At 59.4% G+C, this 20,923-nt stretch carries 21 protein-coding genes; 8 read left to right on the top strand and 13 right to left on the bottom strand.

The window, feature by feature from the left end; all coding sequences use genetic code 11:
- The first annotated feature begins 243 nt into the window (after positions 1-243).
- Positions 244-855, top strand: coding sequence for a TetR family transcriptional regulator (locus ASG19_RS15215; RefSeq protein ID WP_162237931.1), 612 nt, complete (start codon positions 244-246; stop codon positions 853-855).
- Here the strand turns inward: ASG19_RS15215 and ASG19_RS15210 are convergent.
- Together ASG19_RS15210 and ASG19_RS15205 are read right to left on the bottom strand one after the other, a co-directional pair.
- Positions 828-1,733, bottom strand: a complete 906-nt coding sequence (locus tag ASG19_RS15210; RefSeq protein WP_062459023.1) for an NAD(P)-dependent oxidoreductase — start codon at positions 1,731-1,733, stop codon at positions 828-830. The genes ASG19_RS15215 and ASG19_RS15210 overlap by 28 nt on opposite strands.
- Positions 1,730-2,428, bottom strand: coding sequence for a hypothetical protein (locus ASG19_RS15205; RefSeq protein ID WP_062459020.1), 699 nt, complete (start codon positions 2,426-2,428; stop codon positions 1,730-1,732). The genes ASG19_RS15210 and ASG19_RS15205 overlap by 4 nt, the downstream gene beginning before the upstream one ends.
- A 195-nt stretch (positions 2,429-2,623) precedes the next feature.
- Between ASG19_RS15205 and ASG19_RS15200 the strand changes: the two genes are divergently transcribed.
- The 3 genes from ASG19_RS15200 (at position 2,624) to ASG19_RS15190 (ending at position 5,013) form a co-directional block, all read left to right on the top strand.
- Positions 2,624-3,364, top strand: a complete 741-nt coding sequence (locus tag ASG19_RS15200; protein ID WP_062459017.1) for an SDR family NAD(P)-dependent oxidoreductase — start codon at positions 2,624-2,626, stop codon at positions 3,362-3,364.
- A gap of 10 nt (positions 3,365-3,374) precedes the next feature.
- The gene (locus ASG19_RS15195) at positions 3,375-4,193 is read left to right on the top strand and encodes a TIM barrel protein (RefSeq protein ID WP_062459014.1); all 819 of its coding nucleotides are present in this window, start codon (positions 3,375-3,377) and stop codon (positions 4,191-4,193) included.
- Between the two features lie 106 nt (positions 4,194-4,299).
- Complete coding sequence (locus tag ASG19_RS15190; RefSeq protein ID WP_062459011.1) at positions 4,300-5,013, top strand: GntR family transcriptional regulator; 714 nt, start codon at positions 4,300-4,302, stop codon at positions 5,011-5,013.
- Between the two features lie 36 nt (positions 5,014-5,049).
- On the opposite strand, the gene mnhG is transcribed toward ASG19_RS15190, so the two are convergent.
- The 6 genes from mnhG to ASG19_RS15160 are packed head-to-tail and all read right to left on the bottom strand — an operon-like array spanning position 5,050 to position 11,050.
- Positions 5,050-5,418: a monovalent cation/H(+) antiporter subunit G gene (gene mnhG / locus ASG19_RS15185; protein ID WP_062459008.1), complete on the bottom strand. Its 369-nt coding sequence runs from the start codon at positions 5,416-5,418 to the stop codon at positions 5,050-5,052.
- The gene (locus ASG19_RS15180) at positions 5,415-5,696 is read right to left on the bottom strand and encodes a K+/H+ antiporter subunit F (protein ID WP_062459005.1); all 282 of its coding nucleotides are present in this window, start codon (positions 5,694-5,696) and stop codon (positions 5,415-5,417) included. Before ASG19_RS15180 ends, mnhG begins: the two co-directional genes overlap by 4 nt.
- On the bottom strand, positions 5,693-6,169 hold the full coding sequence (locus ASG19_RS15175) for a Na+/H+ antiporter subunit E (protein WP_062459002.1): 477 nt from the start codon (positions 6,167-6,169) through the stop codon (positions 5,693-5,695). The genes ASG19_RS15180 and ASG19_RS15175 overlap by 4 nt, the downstream gene beginning before the upstream one ends.
- On the bottom strand, positions 6,169-7,794 hold the full coding sequence (locus tag ASG19_RS15170; protein WP_062458999.1) for a monovalent cation/H+ antiporter subunit D: 1,626 nt from the start codon (positions 7,792-7,794) through the stop codon (positions 6,169-6,171). The genes ASG19_RS15175 and ASG19_RS15170 overlap by 1 nt, the downstream gene beginning before the upstream one ends.
- Positions 7,791-8,129, bottom strand: coding sequence for a Na+/H+ antiporter subunit C (locus ASG19_RS15165; RefSeq protein WP_062458996.1), 339 nt, complete (start codon positions 8,127-8,129; stop codon positions 7,791-7,793). The genes ASG19_RS15170 and ASG19_RS15165 overlap by 4 nt, the downstream gene beginning before the upstream one ends.
- Positions 8,129-11,050, bottom strand: coding sequence for a monovalent cation/H+ antiporter subunit A (locus tag ASG19_RS15160; RefSeq protein WP_062460397.1), 2,922 nt, complete (start codon positions 11,048-11,050; stop codon positions 8,129-8,131). The genes ASG19_RS15165 and ASG19_RS15160 overlap by 1 nt, the downstream gene beginning before the upstream one ends.
- Before the next feature lie 75 nt (positions 11,051-11,125).
- Here ASG19_RS15160 and ASG19_RS15155 point away from each other — a divergent pair, with 75 nt between their 5' ends.
- Together ASG19_RS15155 and ASG19_RS24635 are read left to right on the top strand one after the other, a co-directional pair.
- On the top strand, positions 11,126-11,434 hold the full coding sequence (locus ASG19_RS15155; RefSeq protein ID WP_062458994.1) for a helix-turn-helix transcriptional regulator: 309 nt from the start codon (positions 11,126-11,128) through the stop codon (positions 11,432-11,434).
- Positions 11,435-11,526: 92 nt separating this feature from the next.
- The gene (locus tag ASG19_RS24635) at positions 11,527-11,652 is read left to right on the top strand and encodes a hypothetical protein (protein WP_256413830.1); all 126 of its coding nucleotides are present in this window, start codon (positions 11,527-11,529) and stop codon (positions 11,650-11,652) included.
- Between the two features lie 106 nt (positions 11,653-11,758).
- On the opposite strand, the gene ASG19_RS15150 is transcribed toward ASG19_RS24635, so the two are convergent.
- From ASG19_RS15150 to ASG19_RS15130, 5 genes are all read right to left on the bottom strand, one after another.
- The gene (locus tag ASG19_RS15150) at positions 11,759-12,796 is read right to left on the bottom strand and encodes a dipeptidase (RefSeq protein WP_062458991.1); all 1,038 of its coding nucleotides are present in this window, start codon (positions 12,794-12,796) and stop codon (positions 11,759-11,761) included.
- A 109-nt stretch (positions 12,797-12,905) separates the two neighbouring features.
- On the bottom strand, positions 12,906-14,264 hold the full coding sequence (locus tag ASG19_RS15145) for a lipopolysaccharide biosynthesis protein (RefSeq protein WP_062458988.1): 1,359 nt from the start codon (positions 14,262-14,264) through the stop codon (positions 12,906-12,908).
- Positions 14,254-15,333 carry a GNAT family N-acetyltransferase gene (locus ASG19_RS15140; RefSeq protein ID WP_062458985.1) on the bottom strand — a complete coding sequence of 360 codons (1,080 nt, stop codon included), beginning with the start codon at positions 15,331-15,333 and terminating at the stop codon, positions 14,254-14,256. Before ASG19_RS15140 ends, ASG19_RS15145 begins: the two co-directional genes overlap by 11 nt.
- Positions 15,334-15,396: 63 nt before the next feature.
- Positions 15,397-16,332 (bottom strand): hypothetical protein, encoded by a 936-nt coding sequence (locus ASG19_RS15135; RefSeq protein WP_062458982.1) that lies wholly within the window; start codon positions 16,330-16,332, stop codon positions 15,397-15,399.
- Between the two features lie 229 nt (positions 16,333-16,561).
- Positions 16,562-18,097 (bottom strand): GumC family protein, encoded by a 1,536-nt coding sequence (locus tag ASG19_RS15130; RefSeq protein ID WP_062458979.1) that lies wholly within the window; start codon positions 18,095-18,097, stop codon positions 16,562-16,564.
- Between the two features lie 208 nt (positions 18,098-18,305).
- Between ASG19_RS15130 and ASG19_RS15125 the strand changes: the two genes are divergently transcribed.
- Positions 18,306-19,601 (top strand): O-antigen ligase family protein, encoded by a 1,296-nt coding sequence (locus ASG19_RS15125; protein WP_062458976.1) that lies wholly within the window; start codon positions 18,306-18,308, stop codon positions 19,599-19,601.
- 118 nt (positions 19,602-19,719) lie between these two features.
- A complete protein-coding gene (locus tag ASG19_RS15120; RefSeq protein ID WP_244476186.1) occupies positions 19,720-20,904 on the top strand; it encodes a glycosyltransferase family 4 protein in 1,185 nt (394 codons plus the stop codon).
- Positions 20,905-20,923: the final 19 nt, after the last annotated feature.

Below are 20,923 nucleotides of genomic sequence, written 5' to 3'. Positions count from 1 at the left end.
ACTCCTCTTCGCAGCCCAAACGGAAATACCCGTAATTCAATTAACCAACCAGTTGGTTGATGTCAATCGACGTGCTATTCCTGCTCGCGGATTGATTGCTTACACGTAAGCCGCTGCTCCCTGTTGCCTGCTGTGGTAACGGGGCCGAGAGGCCGAGGAATTGAGATGACGACCACCGAAAACATGTCCACTGATACGAGTCTTGACCCGGGCCAAAGATCGCCGGAAAGGCGCAGACGCTTTTTGCTGGAATCGGCAATCACGGAATTTTCGACCTACGGTATCGGTGGCGCACGGGTCGATCGCATCGCTCAGCGCGCGAATTCCAACAAGGCCATGGTCTACCACTACTTCGGCAGCAAGGAGGATCTCTACCTTGCCGCGATGGAGCATCTTTACACCGGCATCCGCAGTGCCGAAGACGCGCTCGTGCTCGATCCGGAAGATCCCGTCGGTGCGATGAAGGCGCTGATCGGCTTTACCTTCCGGTATTATATCGACAACCCCGCCTTCGTGCGAATGATCAACACCGAAAACCTGCACGGCGCAGCGCATCTGCAGTCGGCCGGCGACATGAAGGGGCTTAACAGCTCGGTCGTGACGAAGGTCTCGACGATCCTCGATATCGGGGTCGCAAAGGGCCTTTTCCGACGCGTGGACCCTCTCGATCTCTACATCTCGATTTCCGCCCTCGGCTTTACCTATGTTTCCAATCGCCACACGCTGAAGGTCCTGTTCGGACGCGACCTCATGGCTGCAGACGCGGTCGAGGCACGCCTGGAAACCATGACCGACATGATCCTGCGATATGTCGCTGCGGACGGTCATCAGCCCCTCCCCGCGATCGATCGGTAATGGGCGATGGTCTGTGATATTCCCTGCCGGAGCAGCGTAACGGGGATCGGGCCCAGCAGAGCCTGATTGTCGGTGGCTTTGATATCCGGCGCCATCGGCACGGCTGGGCCGCCAAAATCAATGTTTGCGCCGGGGATCTCGGCCCTGATCGCTGCGATCACGTCCGGGACGTCCTCGCAGGCACCGCCAACCGAAAACGCATGCGCGCCCTCGAACGGTCTTGTTGCCGCCGCCGCGAAGGCTGCTGCAACATCGGCGACGAAAACGAGATCCTGCGGACCGGAATATCCGATCGTGTAGGCATTGCCGAGAACCGCTTCGCGGCAGGCAAGCGTTGGGCCCGCCGTCAGCCCGCTTTCGCGCCCAGGCCCGTAGACAACCGTCGGGCGAAGGCCAATGCTTGAGATACCAGCATCCGCCCAATACGCGCGGGCGCTCCCTTCGCAGGCAAGCTTGAAGGCGCCGTAATGCGTGACCGGATGTGGCGTCGAGCCGTCATCGGGGCCAAAGACGGCAGCGCTGCTGGCATAGGCAATCCGCGCGATCCCGTTTGCCTTGGCCGCTTCGAACGCATTCAGCGTGCCGATCAGGTTCACCGTCGCGCCTAGGACCGGGTCGTTCTTGCAGGCTGGCGTCAACAGAGCGGCGAGATGAATAATGGATGCGCAATCTTTGGCGGCGGATTTGACCGCGGCGCCATCGGTAATATCGCCCTCAAACCACTCGACGTGATCCGCTTCGTCGCCAGCGATTTCCCGCAACATGCGGCGGTCGGTCGAGCGATCGAAAATCCGCACGTCATGGCCTTCGGCCTTCAGCGCCTTGAGGATCCAGCCGCCGAGAAAACCGGCGCCTCCCGTCACAAGTATGCGGGTCATGTCACGCCCCGCATATCTTCCGAGGTGAGGGAGAAGGCGGTCTCATAGATATCAGTGACCGGCGCTTGAAGGATGCCGCTTTCAACTGCCAGCCGCTCCACCTCGGGCAAGGCCGCCCGCAGTCCTGCGCTCGACGACCCCTCGACCAGAACGACGACGTCGAAGACAGTCTCGTTCATGACAGCCCGCAGCTCGGTTTCCTTGGTGCGGACGCTCGAAACCTCGTTGCGGGAAACACCGACGTGGACGCAGGAGACACCACGCACCGCGAGCATCGCGTCCGCGAGTGCCTGAGCACTTGCCCGCAGCCGGGTTTCGCCATCGTCGCCCGAGAGATCGAAGCGGATCGTCGCCATGCTGCCACCGTCACCATGGCCGGCTTCAGCAATGCGTTCGCAGGCGACGCGCAGAAAATTACGGAAACTTGGCGCAACAGCCGTCGTCCAGGGTGTCGGGTTGTTCAAACGCTCGAGGTAGTCGGGGGAACGGAACGTCTCCAGTGTCTCGCCGGAATAGACGGTTCCGAAAGCGTAGCGGGACGCATCAGGAGCATGCAGCCGCTTGCCGGTCCTGAAACCCGGGATCGAAAGGCGCTCCGGCATATGTTCACGGGTATGCCATTCGATATATTCGGCATGCCCGCCCTCTTCGATGTCGTGCCAGATCGCCAGAAAGGCGTTGCCATTCATTCCCATCGTCTTCTCCTCCCATTCACTTGCCCTGCATCCTCAGCGCTTGACAAGCCGGTCATTTGCGACCCATGTAGTTTACTAGAATGTTAGTATGCTACAAATGTCAAGCGCAAGGTTCCGGTCATACGGATGCGTGAAGACGACAAACGAAGAAAGCGGCTCTTGGGAAACGGGTCGTAATGCCAGGAGGAGACAATCATGGCGAACCAGGAAACACCCCGCGTCGCAATCGTTACCGGCGGAGCCGGCGGGCTCGGATTTCCGATCGCAGCAAGACTTGCGGCCAAAGGCCACAAGGTCGCGCTATGGGACATCAACAAGGAACGGGTCGAAGAGGCTGCTGCCAAACTTCCGGGCGCCAAGGGTTATGTGGTCAACGTCATGGACCCCGCAGCCGTCGAGGAAGCTACGGTGCAAGCGGTCGCGGACCTGGGGCCGCTCGGCATTCTCGTGACCTGCGCCGGTCACAACGGCCCGCTCGAAAAATTCGTCGATTACCCGCATGACGGCTGGCGTTTTGTGATGTCGCTCAATCTCGATGCGGTCTTCTACTGCTGCCAATCGGCGGTTCGGCAAATGCTGAAGACCGGCTATGGCCGCATCGTCAATATCGCCTCGATCGCCGGCAAGGAAGGCAATCCCAACGCGGTCGCCTACTCCGCTTCGAAGGCGGGTGTTATCGGCCTGACGAAATCGATCGGCAAGGAACTGGCAACGACGCAGATCCGCGTCAACTGCGTGACGCCGGCTGCGATCGAAACGGAAATGATGAACCAGCTGACACCGGAATTTAAAGCCTATGTAACAGCGAAGATCCCTGTTGGTCGCCTGGGCGAAGCGGAAGAAGTCGCATCGCTCGTCAACTGGCTGGCGTCTGAGGAATGCTCGTTCTCGACCGGCGCCGTCTTCGACGTCTCCGGCGGGCGCGCGACGTATTGAGGCCACGCGTATGTACAGGCAACATCCCCTTTCGCTCGCCTATCTGACCGTGTTCGGTTGTCCTCCGGTCGAGAACGTCAGGATCGCAGCCGCCTGCGGTTACGATCTCGTCAGCCTGCGGCTGATCGCTCCGCACGGGCTGGAGCTTGCCCATCCGATCGTTGGGAACCAGAAGCTGATCCGCGAAATCAACGCTGCAGCGTCGGACACGGGCATGTCGTTCTACGACGGCGAGGTGTTCACCCTCCTGCCGGAGACGGACATCAAAACCTGGCTTCCGGTGATCGAGACTGCCGGTGAATTCGCAATGCCGGTCATGCAGATCACCTGCGAGGACCCGGATCTTTCCCGTGCAGCGGACAATCTTGGCCGCATTGCCGACGCGGCTTCGCAATACGGCATCAAGATGGCGATCGAGTTCATGCGCTGGCGTTCCACTGCCAACATCCATGATGCAAGCCGCCTGGCGAGTGCGACGGGCCGGAACAATGTCGGCCTTCTGATAGACGCGCTGCACCTGTCACGCTCCGGCGGAAGCCCCGCTGATGTCGTGCGCCTGCCGAAGGGCCAGGCGCTGTATCTCCAGCTTTGCGACGCGCCAGCCGAGCAACCGGCAGACAACGCCGGTTGCATTGCCGAGGCACGCACTGCCCGGATGTTTCCAGGCGACGGCGGCCTGTGGTTGAAGGATCTGATGGCCGCCCTGCCCGCAGATGTCGTAATCAGCGTCGAGACCCCGCATAAAGGAGACGCGGCGCTCAGCTTCATGCAGCGCGCCGAAATAGGAATGGCTGCCACGCGGCGCTTCCTCGACGAGATCTCCACCTGACAAGCGCCCTCAGGGAATGTTGCCTCACTCCCTGAGGGCGCGTACAGAATTCGGTTATGCCGCGTCGGAGCGTATGATCCGCTCCGGGAAGGAAGGGACCGTAGGAATGGATGCAAAACCACGATCCTCGCTGGGCGCAAGGGTGACCGAGAGGCTGAGACGAGCCATCATCGATGGCGAGCTCGAGCTGGGTGACGCACTGTCGGAAGAGAAGCTGGCGACCACGCTTGGCGTCAGTCGGAGCCCCGTGAAAGAAGCCTTCGCTACCCTTGAACAGCAGGGCCTCATCGATGTGCGTCCGCAAAGGGGAAGCTTCGTCTTCCTGCCGACCCGCGAAGACACGGAAAACCTGTGCGAATTCCGCAAGACGATCGAGATCGAGGCAGTTCGCCTCGCCATGTCGCGTCGTCGCGATGAAACGTTAAAGGCGATGCGGGCAGCTGCCGAAGACATGATGGCGGCGTGCGAGGCGGGCGACAACCATCGATCCGCCCGCGCTGATGATCATTTCCACGATGCATCGCTGGAGAATTGCGGCAACCCGTATCTGTTCAACGCCTACCAGCTCGTGTCGAGCAAGGTCGCAGCACTTCGATCGCACCGTTCCACGCTGCCCACGCGCAAAAATGCGAGTGCTGAACATATCGCCATCGTGGAGCTTCTGGAAAGCAATCGGATCACCGAAGGACTGGACATGCTTGGGACCCATGTCCTGATGATGGCGGTTCGGTACGGTATTGAGGAAGAGCCGCTACGACTTCCCGGTGGACGAGCCGCACGCAGCGCGAAACTCGACCATATCGGCCTTCTGCCGGACTAATCCCGCAACCGGACCGGACCACAGGACAGATCCGTCTCAATCGTTGTTTACGATATCGGCGCGGTGTTTCTCCGGCACGCCTTTCGTCTTCTCAACTCTGTCTCGATGCAGCGCGGCGCGTGCGAGGAGAAGGAAGGTGGCCGGCGTCGTAACCGTGACGAAGATCCCGATGAGGATCTCGTGCATCATTGGTCGGCCTGATGTCACGGAGAAAAAGATCATCGACGCGACCATGACGCCGCCCACACCCCAGCTGGTGCCGAGGGTTGGCGCATGGATGCGCTCGTAAAACGTCGGCAGCCGGAGAAAGCCGATCGCGCCGATCAGCGCCAGCGCTGCACCGACAAGCAGGAAGACCGCGACCGCGATGGCGGCCCAGAGCGGGAGATCTGTGGCTTCACTCATTCGATCACCTCGCCCCGCATCAGAAATTTGGCGAGCGCAACGGTTGCCACGAAACCCAGCATGCCGATCACCAGCGCCGCTTCGAAATAGATGACCCGACCCGTGCCGATCCCGAACGTGACGAGCATCAGCATCGCGTTGATGTAGAGCGTGTCCAAGGCAATGATCCTGTCCTGCGCCCTCGGGCCGCCGAACATGCGCACAGAGGCGATAGCCATGGCCGCAGCCAGCATCAATTGTGCGACAGCCACAGCTGTGAAGACGATGATGGCACTCATACGAAGATCTCCATCAAGAGCTTTTCATATCGGTTCTTGACCATATCGCGCCACTTCGCCTCGTCGTCGAGATCGAGGACATGCAACAGCACGGTATTGTCGTTGGAATCGTATTCCAGCCAGGCTGAGCCGGGCGTGCTCGTCAGAACGATCGCGAGCACCGCCAGCGAGAAATGGTTGTGCGTCTGCAACTGGATCGTCAGGAAGGCCGGATTGTGCCGCCGCGAACCGCTCCTCAGGATGACTGCGGCAACCTGCGCGTTCGACTTTGCAACGTCGTAGAGCACCATCCCCAAAAGCTTCGGCAGAAGGTACCATTTGCCGAGTCTCGGCTTCTCCGGTCTCAGCGAAGCCATAGCCCAGCATGCAAAGACTGCGACCATCGTGCCGATAATCAGGTGGCCGAGCGTGAACCCGTTCAGCAGCAGCCACATGAGGACCAGGAAGACGGCAAGGATCGGGAAGGGAAACATCAATCGCCTCCCTGTCCGTTGCTGTCGGCGACGCCCTTCAGGACTGTCGCGTTTCTGACGGCGTTGATGTAATTTTCCGGGCTGGCAAGGGTCCGTATCGTCGTGTCCATGTACTGCATCGCAGGTCCAGCCTGAACCGTCAGCACAAGGGTAAGGCTCAGAAGGAACATGACTGGTACGATCTCGATGACCAGCACCCGCGGCACGGTGCCCTCGATCGAGCTCCAGAACGTCCTGATGCCAACACGCGTCATCGCGATAAGCGCTGCGACGCCTGACAGGATGACGAGAACGATGAGCGTCCAGACAGCAGCAGTCGGCGGCACGCCAATGGCGCCGGTACCCATCATCGCGGACAACATTGCGAATTTGGCGATAAAGCCAGACAGCGGCGGCAGACCGGACAGAAGGATTGCACAGGCTGCAAAGCATATGCCGAGGATCGCCATCGTCCCGGGCATCGTGACCCCGTCGCCCTCTTGCGGCTCATCGTCGTCGGCGTCGCCGTAGACTTCCATCGTCACGGTGAGGACGCTAGCGCCCGCATCCTGACCACGCTCGACAAGTTCGATCAGCATGAAGAAGGCGCTGATCGTCAGGGTCGAGCTCACGAGATAGAGGAGTGCGCCGGACGAGACCGCACCATCGTTGATGCCGAGCACCATCAGAAGCGTGCCGGACGACACCAGAACCGAATATCCGGCCAACCGGCCCAAGGCCTGCGACGCGAGCACGCCGATCGTTCCAAACACCACTGTCGCGATACCGCCGATGAGCAGGAATGTCGATCCGAACCCGGCCGATGGCCCGGTTTCAAACAGCAGCATGATCAGACGCAAGATGACATAGATGGCGAGCTTGCTGAGGATCGCGAAAACGCCGGCGACGGGTGCCGAAGCGGCGCTATAGGCGGTCGGAAGCCAGAAGCAGAGCGGCCACATGCCGGCCTTGATGAGAAATGCGATCCCGAGCACGCCGGCGCCGGCTTCCATCAGCATGCGTCGGTCCGGCTCGATCTGCGGAATGCGCGCGGCAAGGTCGGCCATATTCAGCGTGCCGGCTGTTCCGTAAATCAGGCTGACACCGATCAGGAAGAGAAGTGCGGCCGCAAGATTGACGGCGATGTAATGGAGGCCGGCCTTCACCCGCAGCGGACCCGAGCCGTGGAGAAGCAGACCATAGGATGCAGCCAGCATCACCTCGAAGAAAACAAAGAGGTTGAAGAGATCGCCGGTGAGGAATGCACCATCCACCCCCATCAGCAGCAGCTGGAACATGGTGTGGAAATGGGCGCCGACCGTATGCCAGCGGGCCATCGAATAGACGAGCGACGCAAGCGCCACCAGCGCCGTCAGGAGCAGCATCATCGCCGACAGTCCGTCGAGCACCAGCACGATCCCGAACGGGGCTGCCCAGTTACCGAGCAGGTAGACACCTTCGAAATCACTCGGACCGCTCTCGATACGAAACAGCACGAACGAAACGCAGACGAGGATCACCACCGACGTCAGGCTGACCATCGCCTTGGCAACGCGCTGTCGTTCGTCGATGAACAACAGCACTGCCGCCGCAAGCAGCGGGACCAGGATCGGTGCTATGATGAGGTGATGCGCCCAGCCGTTCATGACGGGTCGCTCCTGCCGTCAACATGGTCGGAGCCGGTCAGGCCGCGGGAGGCGAGAAGCACGACCAGAAACAGTGCCGTCGTGGCAAATCCGATGACAATTGCCGTCAGCACCAGTGCCTGGGGCACCGGATCCGCAAGGCTTGCGGTTGCCGTGCCGTCCACGAGAACCGGCGGCACATTGGTCTTCACCCCGCCCACGCTGAAGATGAACAGGTTGACGGCATAGGCCAGAAGGGAAAGCCCGACGATGACCTGATAGGTCCGTGGGCGCAGGATGAGCCACACGCCGCAAAAGGTCATGACGCCGATGGCGATGGAGAGAATGATTTCCATCAGGTTTCCTTCGTCTTTGCTGCATCGATTGCCCGCAGGCGATTGATGCGGATCGACTGGTGCGCCAACGCCACCATGATCAGAACCGTCGAGCCAACGACGAGCGAGAAGACGCCGAGATCAAACAGCAACGCCGTTGCCGCCGGCATTTTCCCGACAAGCGGAAGCTCTACATACTGGAAGTGCGAGGTGAGGAACGGGTAGCCGAAAGCCCAGGCTCCAATACCCGTTAAGGCGGCAGTCAGAAGACCAGCACCCATCCAGCGCAGCGGCAGAATTCGGATCCGATCTTCTGCCCAGCGCGTTCCGCCGGCCAGATACTGCAGCAGGAAGGCGAGCGACAGCGTCAGACCGGCGGAGAAGCCGCCGCCCGGCATGTCGTGGCCACGCAGGAAGAGATAGACAGCGAACATGATGATGACAGGGAAGAGCCACTGCATGATGACCGACGGGATCAGCATGTAGTCCCGAGCCGTATCGCCCGCCGACCGATCCGGCCGCTCTTCGTCGAAGCGGTTCTGTGCCCGCTGCTGTTCCGGCATTGCCATCGTATCGTCGGCCGGCCGGAAACGGCGCAGCAACGCATAGACGGTGAGCGCCACGACGCCGAGAACGGCGATCTCGCCAAACGTATCGAAGCCGCGGAAGTCCACGAGGATCACGTTGACGACGTTACGGCCTCCGCCCTGCGAATAGGCGTTTTCCAGGAAGTAGGTGGCGATCGCATCCGGTACTGGCATCGTCATCACCGCATAGGACACGAAGGTCATGCCGACACCGCAGCAAACGGCAAGGCCAAGATCCCGGAAGCGTCTCAGCCGGGCACGCACGGTAATCGGCGCATCGTTGATTTCGTTACGCTTCGGCAACCAGCGCAGACCGAGAAGAATGAGCACGGTCGTGATGATCTCGACCAGAAGCTGCGTGATTGCAAGATCGGGCGCCGACAGCCAAACGAACGTGACGCAGACGATCAGCCCGACGCCGCCAAGCATAACGAGCGCCGCAAGCCGGTGATATTTCGCAAGAAACGCAGTGCCGAGCGCCAGACAGATACCAATCAGCCAAATAGCCGCAAAGGCCTTGTCGACCCCGGAGAAGACGAAGGGCCGTGGTTCGAACCCGGAGAGCCAGAGCGGCAAGAGACCTGCGACAAAGCCGGTGAACACGACCCAGCGCAACTGCGGCTGCAGCTTGCGGGTACCGATCCGCCGCTCCGCGAGCCTTGCCCAGCGCCATGAGACTTCGACGAGGATACGCTCGAAGATGCGCTGTCCGCGGAAGCGTCTGAACACGGGCGCACCGTCTTTGCACTGCGCAAGATAATTTCGAAGGAGGATGTAGATCAGCGCGCCGGCGACAAGAGCAACGATGCTCATAACGAGCGGAAGGTTGAAGCCGTGCCAGATCGAAAGGCTGTATTCAGGCGTATCCGGCCCGAGTACGCCCATCGCGGCCGCCTGCAGGATCGGTCCAACGGCGATCGCCGGAATGACGCCGACGACCAGACACGCGACGACCAGAAGTTCGATCGGGAACAGCATCCAGTGCGGCGGCTCGTGCGGCTTTTCCTTGGGAAGACCAACTGGCTTCGGCCCGAAAAAGACCGTGTGGATGAACCGAAGCGAATAGGCGACGCTGAACGCACCGGCGAGAGTGGCGACGTAAGGAAGGATGCGGTCCAGGAACGAGTCCGCGTGGGTCTCGACCGCTTCTGCGAAGAACATCTCCTTCGACAGGAAGCCGTTCAAAAGCGGGACGCCCGCCATCGCCGCACTGGCGACCATGGCAAGTGTGCCGGTAATCGGCATGAACCGGAACAGTCCGCTCAATTTTCGCATATCACGCGTACCGGTCTCGTGGTCGATGATACCGGCTGCCATGAACAGCGACGCCTTGAACGTCGCATGGTTCAGCATGTGAAAGATCGCAGCGACCGTTGCCAGCGGGCTCCCGAGGCTGAGCAGCGTGGTGATCAGGCCGAGATGGCTGATCGTGGAATAGGCGAGCAGACCCTTCAGATCCTGCTGGAACATCGCGAAGTATGCGCCCAGCAGAAGCGTGATCATGCCGGCTGCACCGACGAGAATGAACCATTCGTAACTGCCGGACAGCGCCGGAGACATGCGCGCCAGGAGAAAGACCCCGGCCTTTACCATGGTCGCAGAATGGAGATAGGCCGATACCGGCGTCGGCGCCGCCATCGCGTTCGGCAGCCAAAAATGGAACGGAAACTGCGCGCTTTTTGTCAGAGCGCCGAGCAGGACGAAGACGAGTGCCGGGACATAGAGGGAATGCGCACGAATGACGTCGCCTGCCTCCAGGATCTTGTCGAGGTCGTAGCTTCCGACGATATTGCCGAGAAGCAGGAGGCCGACGAGAAGGCAGAACCCACCGATGCCGGTCACCGTCAGGGCCATACGCGCACCATCGCGGGCAGCGGAACTGTTGTGCCAGTAACTGATCAACAGGAACGAGAAGATGCTCGTCAGTTCCCAGAAGATCGAGAGGAGGATGACGTTGCCGGAAAGCACGATCCCCATCATGGCCCCCATGAACGCCAGCAGGAACGAGAAGAAGCGCGGAACCGAGTCCTCTTCGGACATGTAGTATCGCGCATAGATGACGACCAGCAGACCGATGCCGGCGATCAGTAGCGCGAACATCCACGCGAACCCATCAAGTCGCAACTTGAACTCGAGCCCAAGCTGCGGGATCCACTCGAACGTCAGACGGACAACCTGGCCCTCCGTGATCGAAGGGTAGGAGGCAATGACGATCAGAAGGCACGCAAGCGAAACCCCACCGGCGGTCCAGGATGGCAGCACACGCGACGATGTCTTCAGAAAAAATGCCGAAGCAAGACTGCCGACAAACGGCAGAACCAGAAGAACAAGCAGGAAATATGGGCCCAGCGTTATCCCAATGTTTCTATTCCTCGTGCGTTTCGATGGCCTGAGAGCGCACAATACGCGCCACTAGCAATCTCTCGAAAATTGACCTATATGATTTGTATTGACCAATATGGGCAGAATAGAGCGATGGGTCAAGCCGCGCAAACTTGTATATTGTCTCCAGCGCTTTGCCGGGCGGCCCGAGGGTTCCTCGACTGGACCCAGTCGGACCTTGCCGATCGCTCAGGCGTGTCGCGCAGCACCGTACGCGACTACGAGGGCCAGCGACACGATATTCACAGATCAACCGAGGCTCAGCTGCGCCAGGCGTTCGAAGGCGCGGGCCTTGCATTCGTCGTGACCGAGAATGGAATTGGGATCTGTCCCGGCGAACAGAAGCAAGAATGCTGAGGCTGCCGATCGGCGCCGCAAACCATTTCTGACCCCGGGAACCAAATTCGCGCCAAGAGCTTTCTCCCTGCATGTGAGGGAGGGATTATCACATGAAAATTGCTCTGCTTTCCGCATCGTTCGCCGTCGTGAGCCTGGCCGTTGCGGCTTCCTACGTCCTGCCGTCGGGCAGCACCCTGGAACGCGGCCAACCCTACAAATACGCGATGGCACGCTAACGCATCTCTCAGGCGTTTGAGAAACCCGCGGCTCGCGCTGGCGTCTGACGCCAGGTCAGGTCGCTTTCAACGTTTCGCACATCTGCCGGCGGCTGCTTTGTGCCGCTCACGCAGCCCAGCTTCGGTCCAGCACGTCGATCCAGTTTTCGAATGAGATCTTCGCGATATCCTCGTCCGAGAAGCCATGGTTACGCAGGGCTTCGATCAGGCGCGGAAGGCCGCTTGCATCTTTTAAGTCCGAAGGCACGGTCGTACCGTCGAAATCCGAGCCTAGCGCGACGTGATTGATTCCGATCCGCTCGGCGATATAGTCAATGTGCCGCACAAGCACATCGAGGCTCGTGCTTTCGTCTCTGCGCCCGTCGTCGCGCAAGAACAGGACACCGAAATTGATGCCGACGAGCCCGCCTGTATCGCGGATCGCGTCGAGCTGGCGGTCCGTGAGGTTTCGGCTGTGCGCAGAGAGCGCGTGCGCATTGGAATGGGATGCGACAAGCGGCGCCTTCGAGATTTTTGCGACGTCCCAGAAACCGGCCTCGTTCAAATGCGACAGATCGACCATAATCCTGAGGTCGTTGCACGCACGAATCAGGTCTCGTCCCGCGTCACTCAAGCCCGGGCCGATATCCGGCGTTGACGGGAACTTGAACGGAACGCCATAGGCAAAGATGTTCGGACGGCTCCAGACGGGACCAAGAGTTCGCAAGCCCGCTTGGTGAAGCACGTAAAGCGCATCGAGATCCCCGGCAATTGCTTCGGCGCCCTCGATATGCATCACAGCGGCAAAGCTGCCCGTTGCAATCGAGCGGCGGAGATCGTCCGCAGTCCGACAGACCGTGACCCCGCCGTTGGAACGGTGCTCGATATCCAACAGGATCCGGGCCATGGCGATCGTCTGGTTCAGCGCCTCGGGTTGAGCCGGGGTCGGAAAATCGCCGTTCTGGTCCTTTGCCATGGACGGCGACGGCACATAGATGGCGCAGAGACCGCCGGCCAATCCACCCTCGCGGGCGCGCGGCAGATCGATATGACCATCCTTCCGCCCGTCCAGAAAGTCACCGACAGGATCCTTCGCGTCGCTCAGGCGCAAACGCAAGAGCACGTCGTTATGACCGTCGAAAACCGGAACGGGAGAGTTCGTCATCTGTGGAAAAGTCCTGGGGAATCATGATGCGGAAGACTTCTAAATAGGATCTCCCGCTCCGAAATACACCCGCGAGACACAGCGGAAAGAATTCGTTGCAGCCCTTTTATCATGCCCGCCTCAGGAGAAGCCGGAACATCGACGAATCGAACCCGGTCAGGGCTTTGTCCGCAATGCGCAAGACGATCGACTGAAGCGCGAAAGCGGCAGCGGTCGTCGCAACGGCGCCCATCACCCCGAAATGCGGGACGAACAGGAAGAAGCCGGCAATCCGCACCACGACGCACACGGCCATGATCTGGAGATAGCGTCCTTCGTGGCCTGCCAGAAGCAGCATGATCACAGAGGGCCTGGTCGTTCCGAGCGCCGCAGTGCCGAGGCAGAGGACCAGCAGTTCCGGGAAATACGCAGCATAGGGTTCGTTGATCAGCAGAAGGGCGAAATAGCCGCCGACCAGAATGCCGATCAGGCCGATCGCGCTGAAGGCAAGGGTTATCCAGGCAAGGCTGTCGAGCATCTTGTTGAGCGCCCGCTGTTCTCCGCGATAGTAGAGCCCCGGGAGATGGCGCGTTCCGAAAAGATTGACGGAATCTGCGGCAGCCGCAAACAGATTGGCGAGGCGAACGGTCACGAAATAGGCCCCTGCGATTACCGGGTCCATCAGATAGCCGATGATGATTACATCGATATACTGATTGGTTGCCTCGAGGGATGTCGCAAGCCAGAAGCGGACCGATCGCGGAAGCCATAGCCGGTAGTCCGCAACCGCACGGATACGGTTAAAGTCCGGAAAACGATGCAGGATTCGTCCGCGGATGAGATAGAGCTGCAGAAGGAGAGCAAGACCTGCTCCGACCGCCAAGGCCAGGAAAAGATGGGCCGTATCCGGACGTGTCCCGCTGAACAGACAGGCGAGCAGATAGAGGACGGGCACGCTCCCGACAATCGCGTTGCCCGCGCCGTCTCCCGAGGCAACGCCGATCTCGGTTCGCACGAGATGCATGCAGATTTGCAGGACGGAGACGATCATCATGTAGATGACGCATGTTATCGCCGTCTGGCCGTCGACCAAAGCGGAAGCCCAAAAATACAGGCCGATTGCAACGATCACGGTGCCGCTGAGCGACAAAAGCAGCGTGAAATAAAGCGCGCCTTTAAGCTTCGCGGCATTGCCCGCCGCCGTCATTTCGTTCCACATCCGCAGAACGAACGGCTCCTGCCCGGCTGCTGCCACGATGCAGAGCAGCCCAGCCGCCGAGTAGAGGATCGAGTAATGCCCGAACGCTTCGGGATCGAGTAGACGGGCAGCAAGCGTGATCAGCGTGAAGTTGAGAAGCACCATGCCGATCTTGACGCCAACAACGACTGCCATGCCGCCGATATCCGGCCGGCGCAGAAGTGCCGCGATCCGACCGATAAAGCTGCGGTCGGCAGCGGGCACTCCGTGCTCGGATGCATCACCTGACATTGGAAACGCCTCTTCTCAGAAAATTCTTCAGCGGCTTCGCATGGTGATAAATCGCAGCGATTGCCGCTCCCTTGAGAGTGAGAGATACGGTGATATTGCGCATCGCCGTTTCCGTCGGGCGGAAATGCGTCTTGTAACCCGGGTCGCCGAGGCAGAGATCCATGACTTTGTGGCCGTTCTCGTGCCGCAGCTGGGCGACACGGTAAAGGATCTGCATCCCGGCCGAGATTTTTTGATGCTTCTTGATGTCGGATGCAAGCAGCGTTGCGTGAAACTCGCCGTCGCCTGCCAGCCCGAACAGGGCAGCGACAGGTTCTCCAGCGAGATAGCTGACGTAGAGCACAGCTTCTCCTGAAGCCGCCGCTGCGACGGCATAATCACGATAGAGATCGAAATATTCATGGCGATCCAGCAGGTTCTCCGAATAACGGTCCTGTCGCGCCTCCCGAAGGAAGTCGAAGACCGCGCGGATTTCCTGCTCGTCCGTAATGGCTTTGTGCAGGTAGGGGCCGTAGGCCGCTTCCGTCTGTCGGTGCAACCTGCCAAGGTTCTTGGTGAAGTTGCGGTTCATCACCTTTAGGCGCCAATGGTCGAAATCGTCGCCGATATCGAAAGCGTAGGCAGAGTTCTCTCCCCGGCTTTCGCGAGCCCCCTTGAACAGACGCTGGATGTCGAACCCGTCGGCACGGACCTTGCGAAACATCAAAATGTCGGCACCGCGAAGCGTTTCGCGCAACGCCTTTAGAACGGCCGGTGATGCGGCGATCTGCTCGAAACGCTCCGCGTCGCAGACGATCGTGTTGTAGTCGCTGATACCGAAATCCGCAGGCTGGATCATCATTACCCCGGATGAGCGCTGCATCACGAGGGGAAGCACGGCAAGGAGACTGTCGTCGGCTTCGTTGCGGAACGTCACTGTCCGCTGCTTCGCGCCGAGGGAAGGACCTAGGCGCCGGTGCAGCATGTCGAGCCACATCGGCGCCTGAAAGGCAGTGCCCTTCCCTTCCGAATAGAGGCGGCGATATTCCGGCCCTGAAAAATCGAACGTCTCTTCTACGGTGACTTTCATGGCTTCAGGGCTTTTCTCGATCGTACTCTGGCGGGGAATTGTCTTCGGCAGTTTGTCCTGTTCTCAGCTCAGTGCGACCCGACCGCCTTCGGCCGATGCATCAAGCTTGAAATCGCGCTTGACGACGACATCACCCTTTTTCTGCTTCCCAGCCTTTTTCCAGGCAAAGGCCGCCGCCGCCTTCGGATAGACATGCAGGCCCGAATTTTCGGTCGACAGGCCCTTCACGCCGAGCGTGCGGCGAAACACGCCGTTGCCATAATGGACCGCGTAGGAATTCCAGATCTGCTTCGTCCAATGCTCCATCGTCACGGAGATGTTCATGCAATCATGGTTCTGTACGCGATGCGGTGCATAAAGCGGCCATGTCACCATTTCTCCCGGATGCAGATCGACAGCCGTTGCGTATTCGTCGAACCACGTCTCGTAGGGTATTTTTTCATCGGTCTCGCGCAGCAGGATCTTCTCCACCTGCATCGGGCGCAGAAACACCTCCGAGCGCGGGTAAAGATAGACCCGCTTGCTGCCCTCGATCTGCCAAAGCGACTGGCCCTGGATATCGGCGTGGTAGAAGACGTTGGCGTTGGGAGACGAGACGAGCACTCCGAGATTGCGTTTGAAGGTCTCGAACCCGGGCATGCGGCCGGCGAATTCGGAAAAGATCGTGTCGAGCAAACGGCCATATTCCGGCGCCCAGTCCATCACGCGACGAATGTTCATCCACATGCGGCCCTTTTCGACTGCAGCGAGTGCCTCAGCGCCCGAAATGCCGTTGCGGACGCCATAGAGTCGCGATGGGTTGGTGATGTCGTCGGACATGGATTCCAGCCCGAACTCGCTATCCGGGCAGCGTTCGATCAACTTGCCGACAGCCTCCCTCGAGAACAGACCTGTCTCGAGGAGACGATGATTGAGCTTGACGATCTCATTGCCGAACAAACGCGCGTGGCGGTCTTCCCAGTTAGCAATGATGTCATTGTTCATGAGCATAGAATTCATTGAAATCCACTCCCTAACATCCGTTCGCCACCAAGGGTCGAAAACCGGTCTTGATACTTTCAGGATATCTTCGCTGGAACAGATAAAGCGAAGGTCTGACCTGGTTCTCAGATACAGCACTCCGGCCAGCGATGAGTAAACGCGGGCTTTGTTCTTTCCAAATCGGTTAACATGGAGTGAGGCCGACCATTAAAATCCGCCCTATTCTCTCGGGCAGAACTGCGACCCATCAGGCGTCCGGGTTCCACCGATACGAGCGCGGCGCAGGCGATGGCTCGTCCGGGAGCATCGACAACAACGAACCGGTGCGCGGTGCAGGCTTGCGCTCGATCTCTTTCGGATAGTCTTCGTCCAGCGTCTCGGTGCGGGCGTGTTCCGGCCCCCGTTGCGGATGATTGACATCCATCGCGATGCCGAAAGCGAGCACGCCGAGTGCACCCAATGTCAGTCCGACTGCGGCGCCGAAAACGGCCGCCTGCGCGATGCTCGGCGGCCAGCTCCGCTCTCTCGGAGCGATGGGAGCAGAGATTACACGGAGATTGGTCGTATCGAGCTGTTGCCGTTCGGCTGCCATTCGCGCCCGTCCGAGAAAGGCTTCGTAGACTGCGGCTCTCGCAGATGCCTCTCGCGACAATTCCCTCAGACGCACCTGCGCATCGTTATCCGAGAACACACTGGTAGAAACGGTCTTCGATTCACCTTCGAGCTTTTCGACAACGGCCTTTGCCTGATCGTATTCGTTGCGGGCGGCTAGCGTCAGCCGGGACATTTCCCGGGCGATTTCCTGGTCGAGCGACTGCAGCCGCGACTGAACCGCGGCCCTCCTCGGATGCCTTGTACCGAACGTCAGCAACTGCTCGTCGGCTTCCTGCTTGAGGGTCGAATACTGGGCCCGCAGCGCGGCAAGCGTTGCGGACTGCATCGCCAAGGAATCGTTGCCACCAGCAAGCATCTGCTTGTAGCGCGAGTCAGCGGCGATCAGACGTTCGCGAGCCTCGCGCAACTGGGTGTCGACCTGGACCATGGAACGGCTGCTAGAAAGCTCGCCTTGCGAAGAGCGAAGGCCGCTTTCGCGCCGAAATGTTTCGACGGCCTCTTCGGCCTCGATGACACCCTTCTTCAGCTCGGTGAGCCGTGCAAGAAGCGAGTCTGTCGTTCTCTTCGCGCCGTCGACATCGCCGGCATTGAGTTCGGCCTTGAATTCCTCGATCAGCGCTTGCGAAATCCGAATGGATTTCTCGGCATCCCATGTCCAGACCGACATGAACAGCACGAAGGATTTCTCATCCCGCTGGGCTGCAAGTCTCTTGTTGAGAGATTCCAGCGCGATGATTCTCGGATCGACCGGCGTCGCGGGTCCACCGAAGCTGAACAGACTAAAACCGCCAGCTGGAACGAATTCGATGTCGTTGGTAAGATCGAGCTTTTCGATCACCCGGAGAAGCACGTTGCGCGACAGCAGGGTTTGAAGCTTGCTGTCGGCGTTGAGGAGCAGCGTTTCGCGCATGTCGTTGCGCGAACCCGTCTCTTCGCCCACGATCTGCAGACCGGCGGGATCGATGACGAGTTCGCTCGTCACCGTATAACGCGGCTTGGAAATGACCGTGTAGGAAACTGCAAGTACCAATCCGATGAGGGCAGCTGCGACGATCCAGCGGAATTTTTGGCGCAGCCAATAGGCCAGCCGCCCCAGATCGATCTGAAGGTAGTTTGTCAGCCCTTCAGGTGCGGAGCTGTTCGACCGAGCTGGATATGGAGGCTGCATTCGGTTCACGTCTCACGGCTAATGGCAGAGCACCGGCTCTCTCATTCCACCGCATTTATCACAGCCTGTGCTTAAGATTGTTTTAAGCCAAGCCTGACCGATCGAACGGATAACCTTGCCGACGACCCGCCGCTTAATGCCGGTTTAAGGGTTTCAGGAGTAGGGACTTTGAGGCATTTGGATTAACGGATACGAGGCGGATTTTGAAATGGCGCATCGCTATATCGCACCGGCCATGTTCCTGCTTCTGCTTCTTTCCATGTGGGTGCCGGCCGAAGAGCTGAAGCTGCCCTCCTGGACGGAGCAGGCCCGTTATCTCGTCTTCCTGATGCTCTCCGGCTGGATCGTCGTGGTGGCGTTTATCAAGGTGGGGCTCAGGATCCCCTCCGGCATAGAATGCACCCTGCTTGCAGCGTTCCTGCTCTATGTCAGTTTTTCCGCGGTGTGGGGCGTGCAAAGTGCCGACAGCTACATTAAGGCAATCCTGATCTTCAACGCGCTGGTGACGTCGCTTGCGATCGCCAACACGCTGACGCTCGAACAGTCGCTGCGGGTCATGTTCGCGGCCCTCTCCACCTTCGTTGTCGTCTGCGTTCTGGTCGCGCTGCTGGTCCCTTCGATCGGTGTCGACAGCAGCTGGGAGCATGCGGGAAAGTGGCGCGGCATTGCCGGGCAAAAGAACGGGCTCGCAGCATATGCGGCCTACGCGCTGATCGCGGGCGTTGGTCTTCCCCTGCGCCAACGCGTCACGCCGCTCGCGCAATGGGGCGCGCTTGTCGGTCGTATCGCAATGGTCGGGATCGCCTTGCTCGCGGTCTATATGGCAGGATCGCGCGGCGGCCAGCTTATATCAGTTCTGGGCGTCGCATCGATTGTGATTTCCAGACTGCCAAAGCTCCTCCAGAGACTAGCACTGCTCACCGGTCTCCTGTTCGCGATACCGATCATCAATCTCGTCTCGACGACGTTCGTGGTCGATGCCGACAAGATCGGCGTTGCAGGCATCACTGTCGATACCAACAGCCGCATGAAGATCTGGAGCTACGGCTTTCGTGAATTGCAGGGACGCGAGATCTTCGGCTTCGGCCTTGACAGCTTCTGGACTCCGGAACGCCTGACGAGCTTCAAAAGCGTCTATGGCTGGGTGCTCGACAACTTCCACAACGGCTATATCACGCTCATCATCGAAGGCGGCATCGCCGGCTTCCTGCTGTTTCTCGCAGCACTGTCAGCGACCTATCTTCTGCTCGTCGTATCGGTCGGAAATGTCAGAGACAAGTTCATCGGCCTGTCGTTTGCCTACGTCAACATGTACACCGTCAACAACCTCGTCGAGAACGAAATCGGTCGGTCGACGTCTCTCCTGATCTTCATCTTTCTCATCCTTGTCTTCTCGATCAGGCGACAAGTGTACCAGCACTATCCAGGACTTCAAAAAGCAGACGCAGTCTATCTGCATGGCGGCGTCCGAGTTCATCGCGGTCGTTTGCCGGCATCAACGTAAGAAGTGAAATAATACGTTTACGATACCCGCACAAATCATCGTTACTGTTGGAAACGATGCTGTTAGCCTATTGTTTAGACGAACAATCTACTATTGCCCCACCAATTAGGAGTTGAAATTGTCCAACCGAGCCAGGCAGCCGAGGCGTGTGCTTTTTCTGCAAACTCAGGCGGAATTGGCGGGCGCGCAGGAGATCTCGCGGCTTCTCGGCCAGGAGCTTTCGCGTAGGCAACTGACGGGCGTGCCGGAATACGAAACGCACCATCTTTTCCTGTACCGGAAGACCGATGGCTGCGATCACTTCCCCAATATCCATTTTGCAGCACCCCGCAGGCCTCAAAGCCTTGGCGAATGTCTCGCCTTCGCGCGGAATTTTTTCTCCATCGTTCGCAAGATCAAGCCGGATACGATGTTGACCTTTCAGCACTACGGCAATGTGCTCGGTGCACTTGTCGGGCGGGCAATGGGCATACCCTATATCGTCGCAAATCAGGTGTCCTCGCCCGCAACCGTGAACCGCTTTGTTGGCCTGGCCGATCGCATCCTCGGCACGCTTGGTTTCTATGACGTGATAACCGTCAACTCCCATGCGACCTGGAATTACTTCCAGTCCTATGCACGAAGCTACCGCAAACGGCTGGTCCATATTCCGCATGGCTTTGCGCAGAAAACCACGTCGTTATCGAAAGAGAAGGCAAGGGACTGTTTCGATCTGCCCAAGGATGTGACGATCATGGGAACGGTCGCCCGGTTGCATCCTCTGAAGCGCATTGATCTGGCAATCTCAACGCTGCCGCATGTGCCAAATCTGCACCTGGCCATTGCCGGCCAAGGCCCACACAGAGAATGCCTCGAGGCTCTCGCCCAGACGCTTGGCGTTGCAGACCGTGTCCATTTCGCAGGAGAGGTCAACCCGGAGCAGATCGGGACTTTCCTTGCGTGTCTCGACGTCTTCGCGTTTCCGACGGCCGCAGAGACATTCGGGCTTGCAGCCGTTGAGGCCGCGCAGGCAGGCGTGCCTGTCATCGCGAACGACCTGCCGGTGCTGCGCGAAGTCCTGCAGGTGGAAAGATCCGCCTGTGCCCTCTTCGTCGATGCCGAAAACACTGATAAATTCGTCAGCTGCATCGAGTTGCTGCTTGCAGACAAGGCGCTGTATGACCGGCTCTCCGCATCGGGACGCGAACTCGCCGAACGTTACTCTCTCAATCTGATGGTCAGCGAGTACACAAAGATCATCATCAAGAGCAACGCTGAAAAAGGGGCTCCCCGCCGCTCTTCTGCGTTCAAGACGTCGAGGTGAGGTCATGCGCCGCGCAAAA

Source organism: Rhizobium sp. Leaf306 (genome assembly GCF_001423425.1).
Taxonomy (GTDB): Bacteria; Pseudomonadota; Alphaproteobacteria; order Rhizobiales; family Rhizobiaceae; genus Neorhizobium; species Neorhizobium soli.
Note: the sequence above shows the minus strand (reverse complement) of the source record. Positions and strands in the feature narration are given on the sequence as shown.

What these genes read in the sequence shown, in the direction of transcription:
- ASG19_RS15210 (WP_062459023.1), bottom strand. Translation starts at nt 1,733, where the DNA reads ATGACCCGCATACTTGTGACGGGAGGCGCCGGTTTTCTCGGCGGCTGG.
- ASG19_RS15205 (WP_062459020.1), bottom strand. Translation starts at nt 2,428, where the DNA reads ATGGGAATGAATGGCAACGCCTTTCTGGCGATCTGGCACGACATCGAA.
- ASG19_RS15200 (WP_062459017.1), top strand. Translation starts at nt 2,624, where the DNA reads ATGGCGAACCAGGAAACACCCCGCGTCGCAATCGTTACCGGCGGAGCC.
- ASG19_RS15195 (WP_062459014.1), top strand. Translation starts at nt 3,375, where the DNA reads ATGTACAGGCAACATCCCCTTTCGCTCGCCTATCTGACCGTGTTCGGT.
- ASG19_RS15190 (WP_062459011.1), top strand. Translation starts at nt 4,300, where the DNA reads ATGGATGCAAAACCACGATCCTCGCTGGGCGCAAGGGTGACCGAGAGG.
- mnhG (WP_062459008.1), bottom strand. Translation starts at nt 5,418, where the DNA reads ATGAGTGAAGCCACAGATCTCCCGCTCTGGGCCGCCATCGCGGTCGCG.
- ASG19_RS15180 (WP_062459005.1), bottom strand. Translation starts at nt 5,696, where the DNA reads ATGAGTGCCATCATCGTCTTCACAGCTGTGGCTGTCGCACAATTGATG.
- ASG19_RS15175 (WP_062459002.1), bottom strand. Translation starts at nt 6,169, where the DNA reads ATGTTTCCCTTCCCGATCCTTGCCGTCTTCCTGGTCCTCATGTGGCTG.
- ASG19_RS15170 (WP_062458999.1), bottom strand. Translation starts at nt 7,794, where the DNA reads ATGAACGGCTGGGCGCATCACCTCATCATAGCACCGATCCTGGTCCCG.
- ASG19_RS15165 (WP_062458996.1), bottom strand. Translation starts at nt 8,129, where the DNA reads ATGGAAATCATTCTCTCCATCGCCATCGGCGTCATGACCTTTTGCGGC.
- ASG19_RS24635 (WP_256413830.1), top strand. Translation starts at nt 11,527, where the DNA reads ATGAAAATTGCTCTGCTTTCCGCATCGTTCGCCGTCGTGAGCCTGGCC.
- ASG19_RS15150 (WP_062458991.1), bottom strand. Translation starts at nt 12,796, where the DNA reads ATGACGAACTCTCCCGTTCCGGTTTTCGACGGTCATAACGACGTGCTC.
- ASG19_RS15145 (WP_062458988.1), bottom strand. Translation starts at nt 14,264, where the DNA reads ATGTCAGGTGATGCATCCGAGCACGGAGTGCCCGCTGCCGACCGCAGC.
- ASG19_RS15140 (WP_062458985.1), bottom strand. Translation starts at nt 15,333, where the DNA reads ATGAAAGTCACCGTAGAAGAGACGTTCGATTTTTCAGGGCCGGAATAT.
- ASG19_RS15135 (WP_062458982.1), bottom strand. Translation starts at nt 16,332, where the DNA reads ATGAATTCTATGCTCATGAACAATGACATCATTGCTAACTGGGAAGAC.
- ASG19_RS15130 (WP_062458979.1), bottom strand. Translation starts at nt 18,097, where the DNA reads ATGCAGCCTCCATATCCAGCTCGGTCGAACAGCTCCGCACCTGAAGGG.
- ASG19_RS15125 (WP_062458976.1), top strand. Translation starts at nt 18,306, where the DNA reads ATGGCGCATCGCTATATCGCACCGGCCATGTTCCTGCTTCTGCTTCTT.